The organism is Anaerotignum sp., from assembly GCF_017483025.1.
Classification (GTDB): Bacteria; Bacillota; Clostridia; order Lachnospirales; family Anaerotignaceae; genus Anaerotignum_A.
The window spans coordinates 1-9,875 of the sequence record NZ_JAFUMA010000031.1 but is presented as its reverse complement, the minus strand read 5'-3'; the positions used below and the strand labels follow the sequence as shown (position 1 = coordinate 9,875).

Sequence of the window (9,875 nt, the reverse complement as noted above, 5' to 3'; positions counted from 1 at the left end):
TACTGGGGATATACGGAAGTATAGGTCGTCACGATATTTTCCTTCGCTACGCCTATATCCTGCATGGCTTTTGTCACAGCCTGCAGAATTTTATTGTTTTCTTTCTGTGCCGCCTGAGAGGTCTTGCCTGTGGTTTCTACGTTCAGGTTGATGGTGGCTGTATCGGGTTCTGCCTGTACGATGCCTGTGCCGTTTACGTTGATTTCGCCTTCAGCAGCATAGGCCATGCAGGCAGCGCCCATTGATAATGCCATCGTTGCTGTCAGAACAGCCAATGCTTTTTTCCATTTTTTCATACCCAATCTCTCCTTTCAAAAACCATACGACTGCGGTGCACATTTGTCTTTGCTTCGTTTGACGCAGCAGGATGGAAACAGTTCCCAATATTTTTAAAAAAATTGATTTTCTTTCTGATTTATTTCCATTATACTAAAGAAAGAATGAGACGAAAAGTTCAGAAATTTTCTATGGAGTGATTTTATATGAAACAGACTTTAGTCATCGGCTCTGCGGTGGTCGATGTGATCGTAAATATCCCCCATCTTCCCAAAACAGGGGAAGATGTCCATATCAGCACCCAGACCCGTTCTCTGGGAGGCTGCGCCTACATCGTTTCCGATGTACTGCGCCATTTCGGCGCGCCCTATAGCCTTTGTACAGCCGTAGGCACGGGCATTTACGGGGATTTTGTCCATAAAAAATTGGAAGAAAAGGGCGTACCTATCTATGTGACCCGCCCTGAGGAAAATGGCTGCTGCTATTGTATGGTGGAAACGGGCAAAGGCGGCGAGCGCAGCTTCATCGTAGACCATGGTATCGAATATACCTTCTATGAAGAATATCTGGAAAAAATCGATACTGCTTCCATCGACAGTGTGTATGTCTGCGGTCTGGAGGTGGAGGAGTATACCGGCTGGAATATCATCGAATATCTGCGGAAGCATCCGGAATATACGGTGTATTTTGCCCCCGGCGCCCGCATCATGGAGATACAGCCCGACCGCATGGAGGCTATGTTTGCCCTCCATCCCATCCTGCATATGAATGAAGGGGAAAGCCTTGCCTTTACAGGGGAAAAGACGGTGGAAGAAGCGGCTCGTGCCATTTATGCAAAGACGGGCAATGCGGTCATCGTCACTCTGGGGGAAAAGGGTTCCTATTGCTACGACGGGGCAGACCATTATGCCGAACCCGTTCCTGCAAAGGTGAAGGATACCATCGGCGCAGGGGATTCCCATATGGGGGCGGTCATCTCTGGCAGACGCTTTGGCCTTTCCTTTGCCGATGCCATCTGGGCGGCGAATCATGTTTCCTCTGCCGTGGTAAGCAACGAAGGCGGCCTGCTGGAGGATGCTGATTTCGAAAAAGCCCTCGTTTCCATGCCTGAAAAGTTGCGAAATCAAATCAAATAAGCAATAAAGAAGGACTATGGATTTTTTCCATAGTCCTAATTTTTTGTCGGTATTTTCTTTGAAAATTATTTAGAGAATTCACAGGCAACAGGCTGGTCATTTACGATCAGGATCACACGGTGTTCGCCGCTGCCGATCGTACCGCACAGACCTTTCCAGTCAACTTCTCTTTCGATAGAAGTGCCTGCAGGGATGGTTTCTGTTTTGTCACGTTTCCATTCAGATACTCTTGTGCCGATGTTTTCCTGCCAAACATCATTTTTCTTTTCTTCCAGATGGAATTCTACGGGATCGAACTGAACATCTTCTTCAGAATCATTTGTCAGAATAAAAGTAGCTCTGGAAGATTTCAGTGTGTCTTCTACCAATGTCAGTGTTACACCTTCCACTGTGTTTACTTCAGTGAATACAGTGGCATAATTATCGCCGCCGCAGCCGGTCAGCGCCAGTGTCAGAATTGCCAGCAGTGCAAAAATTTTTTTTCTCATATTGGATCATCCCTTCTTTTTCCCGTGTACGGATTAGGTTTAATTATATCATAGTTTTATTCTTCGTACAAGGAAAGAAATGGCTTCTTATGTCCCAATGTGGTAAAATTTTCCAATCAGTCGTTCTGTTTTTGTATCAATCAGATCAAAATTGTCCTCTGCCTCGTTGTAACGATAGCGGAAATTGCGGTTCAGCTTGGCTCTGCGGGATTTATCGCCCCAAAGCAGGGGGCGTTCCTTTTCCTCTACATCGGGAGCGACCCAGCCGGCATAGCCTCTGTAGCGGGGCACGCCGCCGTAACGGATGAGCAGGCTGCGATATTTTTCCCGGAAACGGTCTATCTCTGTCCAGCTGCCGCTTTCCTTGGCCTGCTTCAGGGATTCTTCCAGATAATCCATGGGCGTTTCGTTCTGGTAGCGGGCGTTGGCCTTTGCGCCTTTCTGCAAAAGCAGCTCTGCTGCCTGCAGCATGCCTTCATCTGTGGCTGTGGGCCAGACGAAGCACCATGCCGCACTCATTTCATCCTCATTTTTTACCTTTATATCCAGCCCATAGCGGAAGAACAGCTCCAGCAGGGCGGGCAGATATTTCCCTGTTTCCCTTACATCGCCGTTTTCATCCACATATTCGCCGTAATATTCCAGAATGGTAAGGAATACGTTTCGCTCTGCGCCGGTTTTATTCAAATCCGCACCAGCCTGCAGAAGAGCTTCGATCTCTTCCATGCGGGGCGGGATCGTTCTTGCTTCATAGATCAAACGATTTTCCATATCGGAAAACGCAGCATCATATTTTTCCATGCCCGTGTTCACCCTTTCTTCTACTCCCAGTTTTTGGTGATTCTTGTCTCATTTTACACTATCTCACTAAAAATGTCACTATTTGTGTCTTTACAACTATGTTACGATTTTGCAAAATGAAAACATTTTAGAAGGGGCGGGGAACGGATTTTTGATAAAAGAAAAAGACTGCCTATTAAGCAGGCTCCGCTTAATAGATAGTCTTTTGTATTTTTCTGTGCTTTATTTTCTCAGGTCATCCAGGAGCTGCGTTTTATCTTTTGTTTTTTCATCCTTCATTTTCACGATCTTTGCGGGAGAACCGGCAACGACAGCCCCTGCGGGCACATCCTCTGTCACCACAGAGCCGGCAGCCACAACGGCATCCTTCCCAACGCGGACACCCTCCAGCACAACAGCATTGGCGCCGATCAAAACGCCATCTTCCACGATAACGGGCGTAGCAGAGGGGGGCTCCAGCACGCCAGCCAGCACAGCACCTGCCCCGATATGGGCATTTTTGCCGACGGTGGCCCTTGCGCCCAGAACGGCATTCATATCGATCATGCTGCCTTCGCCGATCTCTGCGCCAATATTGATGACAGCGCCCATCATGATAACAGCGTTTTTGCCGATGGAAACATGGTCACGGATGGTGCAGCCGGGTTCAATGCGGGCTTCAACGTTCGTGATGTCTAATGTGGGGATGGCAGAATTTCTGGTGTCATTTTCCATGAAAGTATCCTGTACTTTGTCAGCATTTGCTTCCAGAACAGCCTGCACCAGGTCATGGTCGCCTGCCAGGAACCAGAAATCGCCTGTGCCGAAGCGCTTCACTTCAGCGGGCACCTGCGCCGCAGAAAGGTCGCCTTTCACGTATACTTTCACAGGGGTGGCCTTTTTGGCATCCTTGATATATCTTGCAATTTCATAGGGGTTGGTCATATCATAATCCATAGGTTTTCCCTCCTTTTTTCATAGAAAAAACAAATCACATCTATTATATACTAATCCCGTAGAATTTCAAAGATTTTCATTGACAAAGGGGAAAAATCGTGAAAAAATCTAAACAGAAAGAATGGTGATGCTATTTTGAATACATATTTTGAAAATATAAAAGAAACACTGAAAACGATCAGAAGAGATTTGCACAAAATCCCCGAGGCTGGGCTGAAAGAATATAAAACATCTGCCTATATTCAGGAAAAGCTGCAGGCATTTGGTGCGCCTTATATCGAGACCTGGCTGGAGACTGCCGTGGTGGCGGTGTTCGGCGAAGGGGGCGCAAAAGAGACCATAGCCTTCCGGGCGGATATCGATGGGCTGCCTGTGCAGGAGGCCCCCAAGGAATATGCTTCCCGACACGAAGGCTGGATGCATGCCTGCGGCCACGATGGCCATGCCGCCGTTTTGCTGGGCTTTGCCAAATATCTCTGCGACCATCCCGCAGCCTATGCCGACCGCAGAGTCGTCCTGATCTTTCAGCCTGCAGAGGAAGGCCCCGGCGGGGCAAAGCTCCTCATTGAAGCGGGTCTTTTGAAAAAATATGATATCAGGAAGATCATCGGCTGTCATATCTTCCCCCAGGTGGAACAGGGGAAGATCGCCTGTCGGAAAGGCGCCATGATGGCACGAAACGGAGAGGTCGATCTCCATATCCGCGGCACCAGCGCCCACGGCGCTCAGCCTCAGTTGGGGAAGGATGCCGTACTGGCGGCGGGGGCAGTCATCACTGCCATCCATACCATACTCAGCCGCAATGTTTCCCCTCTGGACAGCGGCGTGCTGACCTTTGGCTCCATCCACGGGGGCGAAGCCTGCAATATCATTGCCAAAGAAGTAAAACTGGAAGGCACCATGCGGGCCTTCAGCGACGAAGCCTATGAGACCATGGAAAAACGCGTCCATGAAGTGGTGCAGGGGGTAGCGGCAGGCTATGGCTGCGAAGGAGAAGCGGTCTTCCGGCATATGTACCGTGTGGTGGATAATGCCCCGGAACTGGTGAAGGCATTGGAGGAAGTCTGCGGCGAGGCTTATGAAGAGACCCCTCCCTATATGCTGGCGGAGGATTTCTCCCTTTATCAGACCCAGATCCCCGGTATGTTTTTCTTTCTGGGCAGCGGCAATGCAGAAAAGGGCTTTACCGGCTCCCTGCACAGCGCAGAATTTGATTTCGATGAAGCCATCCTTGCCGCAGGGGCGGAGACCTACGCCAAGTTATTGGAAAAGATATAAAATAGAAAAAGATATAAAATAGAAAAAGATACTCTGAATAAGGGTATCTTTTCTTTTTTGTAATGGTTTTGAAAACTGCACAAAAATCAAAAACACCTTTCCGCAATCTGCCGGGGCATTTTTGCAAAAAGGTGTGTTATTTCATTTTTATTGTAAGTTATGCATCGTATTTTTTGATGACAGCGATGCCGATGGCGCTGGGGCCTGTGTGTACGCCGATGGTACAGCCGATCTGATAGCTTTCTATTTCCCCTTCAAAACCCAGAGCCTTCATCTCTTCTACTACCTGCGCGTGGAAAGCAGCATGTTCTTCCTTATCATAGCCAAGGCCTGTGCAGATGCGATAATCGTTGATATTTTTATCTGCCAGAAATTTTTTTGCATCCTCCAGGAATTTCTGCAGGGATTTTTTTCTGCTGCGGACGATGCCTGCCGCCTGCAGCTCCCCTTCGTAGAGCTGTATGATGGGTTTGATCTTCAGCATGGTCGCCGCCTGGATCATGGCTTTGCCCACGCGGCCGCCTTTCTGCAGATAGGAAAGGTCTGCGGTGGTAAAGAAGATGCGGGATGTTTTTTTCACTTCTTCGATGCGGGAAAGTGCTTCTTCATAGGACATGCCTGCCTTTGCCATTTTTGCCGCCTCTGTCACCAGAAGGCCCTGTTGTACGGTGGCAGACATACTGTCAACAACGGTAATTTTGCAGGCGGGGTATTCTTCCGTCAATGCTTCCGCCGCCAGATTCGCGCTCTGGAAGGAGCTGCTGAATTTGGAAGTCAGGTTGAAATATATAACATTTTCCCCTGCCTTTGCGTAGGGCAGAAGGGCTTCATAAATATCCACCTGGGTAGGCATGGAAGTTTTGGGATAGACGCCGGGGTTTTCCTGCATTTCTTTGTGGAATTCCTCAGCGGTGATCTCTATACGGTCTTTTTTATAAGTTTCTCCATCGAAGGAAACGTAATAAGGAACGATGCCGATCTCGTAGGCTTTTTCCTGTTCCAGGGAAATATCGCAGGAACTGTCACTAATGACATGAAAATCCATAAAAATCAATCCTCCAGTACTATATGAAATTTTCTGCCTGTGTTACAAAATCACATGCATTGTAACACATCTTAGCATAATCTTTTCCAATTTACCAGAGAAAAATTAGTTTTAATGTAAAAATAATTGACTTGTAATTGGTTTTATATTAAAATCAATTCGTATTATGTTATGATAAGGAAATTTTCTTTATTTTTGGAAGAAAGGAGTGCCGGAATGGAAGCTGCGACAGGCAAGGCAATCGTTGCCGATATGATGCGATTGGGAACGAATATTGCCCGCTGGAACAAAGAATATTCATCAAAGGAAAAAGTCGCAAAACGAGTGGAAGAATTGGGATTGACCCATCATCAGGTGGAGATCCTGGCTTTTTTGCGAGGAAATCCGGAACTGGATACGGTATCAGCTCTTTCATCGGAACTGCATATCAGCAAGGGAAGCCTTTCTCTGATGCTTTCCAAGCTGCAGATGGCTGGCTTTGTGCAGAAAAAAGCAGCCAAAGGCGATGATGACGGCAGGAAGGTCTATGTTTCTTTGACGCCAAAGGGCGATGCGGCGGTCATGGAGATCATGGAATTGCTGATAGAAAGCGCAGCTGGTGTTTTTGACCGGATGGATGACGAAAGACGCGCTCTGATTCACACAAAAGTAAAGGAATTGATGGAATTATTCAATACAGGAGGATGGAAAGAATGAAGAAGCATGTATTGATCGCACTGGCTCTGTGCATGGCACTGGGTACAGCCTGCGGCAAAGAGGAAGTAGTGGAAGAAAAGAACCTGCGCTCTGTTGAGATCACGACAGTGGGCAAATCTGAAATCTCCAGCGAATTTGCTTATACAGGCAAAGCAGCGCCTTCCAAAGAAGTATCCGTCGTACCCACAGTACCCGGCAAGGTAACAGATTTTAATTATGAAGTAGGCGATAAGGTAAGCCAGGGTGCAGTCCTGTTTACAGTAGATACGATCGACCTGCAGAATAGCCTGCGTTCCGCAGAAGCTGGTTACAATGTAGCAAAACTGGCAAGAGATAATGCGAAAAATACATATGAAAACAATAAGCTGCTCTATGATGAAGGCATCATTTCCAAATCTGAATATGATCAGATCAAATATGCTTACGATGCAGCGGAAGCACAGCTGGTTTCTGTACAGGTGCAGATGGATACCCTGAAAAAATCCATCAGTGACTGCTCTGTAACTTCCCCCATGACTGGCGTGATCGCCACAAGAGGCGTAGAACGCGGCGGCTTTGCATCTCAGGCGGCTCCTGCTTATACAGTTATGGATCTGTCCACGATCAAAGTAGAAGTTAGCGTTTCCGAACAGGTGCTGAATACCATCAAAGTTGGCGATAAAGTTTCCGTTCTGATGACAGCCGTTTCCGAAGAACCTCTGGAAGGCACAGTAGCGACAATTGCTCCTGCTGCAGGCCAGACAGGTATGTATACCGTTAAGGTTGAAATGGATAACAAAGATGGCAAGATCAAATCCGGCATGCTGGCGGAAGTAAACTTCACAATGGAAAGCTCTGATGATACCATCGTTCTGCCTCGCAACGCTGTCATTGAAAAAGAAGGCGAAACATACGTTTACGTGGTTGAAAACGGCGTAGCAAAGAAAGTTATCGTTGAACTGGGTATCGAAGCAGCTGATACAATTGAAATCACAAAAGGTCTGAAAAACGGCGACGATGTTGTAACAAAGGGCCAGACATATATTTCTGACGGCGAAGAAGTAAATATTTCCAATGCCGACCCTGCAGAAACAGAAAAATCTGAAACAAAAAAAGAAGAAAAGGGGGAATAAGTAAATGTTCTCCAAACTTTGTATCCGAAAACCAGTAACCACCATCATGGTGACCCTGATGGTGTTTATCGCAGGTATTCTGTCTTACACCAACCTGGACCAGGCCATGATGCCTGATATGGACCTGCCTATCGCCGTTGTAGCCACAACTTATGTAGGTGCGTCCCCCGAAGAAATTGAAAACCTGGTATCCAAACCTCTGGAAGAAGGTATGGGTTCTATTGCCAATGTAGATACCATCACTTCCTATTCCGCAGCCAATATGTCTATGGTACTGCTGCAGTTTGTAGACGGTACTGATATCGATATGGCTGCCGTGGATATGCGAGATAAACTGGACCAGATCGAGTCCACCCTGCCCGATGGTGCCAATGAGCCTATGGTAGTAAAAATGGATATCAATGCCATGCCTATCATGCTGGGTGTCAGAGCGGAAAACCTGGATCTGAACTCCCTCCACGAAATGCTGGAAGATAACGTTGTGAACCGTCTGGAACGTATCGAAGGTGTAGCCTCCGTTGATCTGTCCGGTGGTATCGAACGTGAAGTACGTGTAACGATCGATCCTGCAAAACTGGCGGGTTATGGCCTGACCACATCCACCATTTCCGGTATGCTGACAGCTGAAAATATGAACCTGCCTTCCGGTTCCCTGTCTCAGGGTGATACATCCGTATCCATCCGTACTGTCGGTGAATTCACATCCCTGCAGGATATCCAGAATCTGCCTATCCCCACATCCACAGGTGCCGTTGTTCACCTGAGCGACGTTGCCCGCGTAGAAGAAGTGGAAGCGGACAGAACAGGTTTCTCCTACATCAATGGGGATAAGGGTATCATGATCTCCGTTGACAAACAGTCCACAGCCAACCTGGTTAAGGTTTCCGATGCCTTGAAAGCAGAGATCGAGGAACTGCAGGAAGATTATCCTGAACTGGAAATCCATATGCTGACAGACACAGCGGAATATATCGAAATGTCCCTGGCAAATATCACAGAAACAGCCTTCCTGGCAGCGATCATCGCTTTCTTCGTGCTGTTCCTGTTCCTGAAAAATGCGGTAACAGCGGGTATCATCGCTGTTTCCATCCCTACATCCATCATGGCTACCTTTGGTCTGATGTATGTGACCGGTATCAATATGAACATGATCTCCATGGGTGGTGTCGCCATTGGTATCGGTATGCTGGTAGATAACTCCGTAGTAGTTCTGGATAGTATCTATCAGTATTATGAAAGAGGCTATACCCCTGCGGAATCTGCAGAGATCGGTGCCCGTGAAGTATCCATGGCCATCACAGCCTCCACACTGACAACCGTAGCCGTATTTATCCCCCTGGCACTGCAGGGCGGTACGACAGGTGCCATGATGAAAAACCTGTCCTTCACCATCGTGTATGCGCTGGTGGCATCCGTAGTAGTTGCGCTGACTTTCGTGCCTATGGCATGTGCGCTGCTGTTAAAGAGAGAAACAAAAACGATCCACTGGAAAAATATCAAATTCCTGGCATTCCTGGATCACTGGGATGCAGCCATTGATATGCTGTCCAGAAAATATGAACTGGCACTGAAATGGGCGCTGGGTCACAGAAAGAAAACTGTGATCACAGTAGTAGTTGTATTCCTTCTGTCTCTGGTTACTGTTCCCATCGCCGGTGTTGACTTTATGGCAAACATGGACCAGGGCTCTGCTTCTGTAACAGTAGAACTGCCTAACGGTACAGAACTGGATACGACAGAAGAAACAGCACTGGAAGTACTGTATCGTCTGCAGGATATCCCCGAAGTAGATATGCTCTATGCGTCCGTTGGTACCAGCCAGATGAGTGCCGGCACAAACTCCGCTTCTGTAACCATCAACCTGGTGGATAAGGACGAAAGAGACCGTTCTACAGATGAAGTCTGTGAAGAGATCGAAGGCCTGCTGGCGGATATTCCCGGTGCGGAAATCACAGTAGCATCCTCTTCTTCCGCCATGGGCTCCATGATGGGCGGCGGTGACGTAACCATGAATATCTATGGTTACGATAACAAAACACTGATCGAAGCAGAAAGAGATGTCATTGCACTGTTGGAAAATACACCCGGCCTGTCTAATGTTGAAGGC

General features: G+C 47.7%; 10 protein-coding genes. 5 read left to right on the top strand and 5 right to left on the bottom strand.

The window, feature by feature from the left end:
- A partial coding sequence (locus tag IJ369_RS02730) for an SIMPL domain-containing protein (protein ID WP_290715700.1) occupies positions 1-296 on the bottom strand: 296 nt, incomplete at its 3' end.
- 186 nt (positions 297-482) lie between these two features.
- On the opposite strand from IJ369_RS02730, the gene IJ369_RS02725 reads away from it, so the two are divergent.
- Positions 483-1,412, top strand: a complete 930-nt coding sequence (locus tag IJ369_RS02725) for a carbohydrate kinase family protein (protein ID WP_290715698.1) — start codon at positions 483-485, stop codon at positions 1,410-1,412.
- 65 nt (positions 1,413-1,477) lie between these two features.
- Here IJ369_RS02725 and IJ369_RS02720 read toward each other — a convergent pair whose 3' ends face one another.
- The 3 genes from IJ369_RS02720 to dapD form a co-directional block, all read right to left on the bottom strand.
- Entirely contained in the window at positions 1,478-1,900 is a 423-nt protein-coding gene (locus IJ369_RS02720; protein ID WP_290715696.1) for an immunoglobulin-like domain-containing protein, read from the bottom strand.
- Positions 1,901-1,987: 87 nt separating this feature from the next.
- Positions 1,988-2,701, bottom strand: coding sequence for a hypothetical protein (locus IJ369_RS02715; protein WP_290715695.1), 714 nt, complete (start codon positions 2,699-2,701; stop codon positions 1,988-1,990).
- A gap of 222 nt (positions 2,702-2,923) precedes the next feature.
- On the bottom strand, positions 2,924-3,637 hold the full coding sequence (dapD, locus tag IJ369_RS02710) for a 2,3,4,5-tetrahydropyridine-2,6-dicarboxylate N-acetyltransferase (RefSeq protein WP_290715693.1): 714 nt from the start codon (positions 3,635-3,637) through the stop codon (positions 2,924-2,926).
- Between the two features lie 135 nt (positions 3,638-3,772).
- On the opposite strand from dapD, the gene IJ369_RS02705 reads away from it, so the two are divergent.
- Complete coding sequence (locus IJ369_RS02705; protein ID WP_290715691.1) at positions 3,773-4,915, top strand: M20 metallopeptidase family protein; 1,143 nt, start codon at positions 3,773-3,775, stop codon at positions 4,913-4,915.
- Positions 4,916-5,072: 157 nt separating this feature from the next.
- Here the strand turns inward: IJ369_RS02705 and IJ369_RS02700 are convergent, their stop codons facing one another.
- Positions 5,073-5,960, bottom strand: a complete 888-nt coding sequence (locus IJ369_RS02700; RefSeq protein WP_290715689.1) for a DegV family protein — start codon at positions 5,958-5,960, stop codon at positions 5,073-5,075.
- Between the two features lie 216 nt (positions 5,961-6,176).
- Between IJ369_RS02700 and IJ369_RS02695 the strand changes: the two genes are divergently transcribed.
- The 3 genes from IJ369_RS02695 to IJ369_RS02685 form a co-directional block, all read left to right on the top strand.
- Positions 6,177-6,656 (top strand): MarR family winged helix-turn-helix transcriptional regulator, encoded by a 480-nt coding sequence (locus IJ369_RS02695; protein WP_290715687.1) that lies wholly within the window; start codon positions 6,177-6,179, stop codon positions 6,654-6,656.
- A complete protein-coding gene (locus IJ369_RS02690) occupies positions 6,653-7,768 on the top strand; it encodes an efflux RND transporter periplasmic adaptor subunit (RefSeq protein WP_290715685.1) in 1,116 nt (371 codons plus the stop codon). The genes IJ369_RS02695 and IJ369_RS02690 overlap by 4 nt, the downstream gene beginning before the upstream one ends.
- A gap of 4 nt (positions 7,769-7,772) precedes the next feature.
- On the top strand, positions 7,773-9,875 hold a 2,103-nt coding region (locus IJ369_RS02685; RefSeq protein ID WP_290715683.1), incomplete at its 3' end, for an efflux RND transporter permease subunit.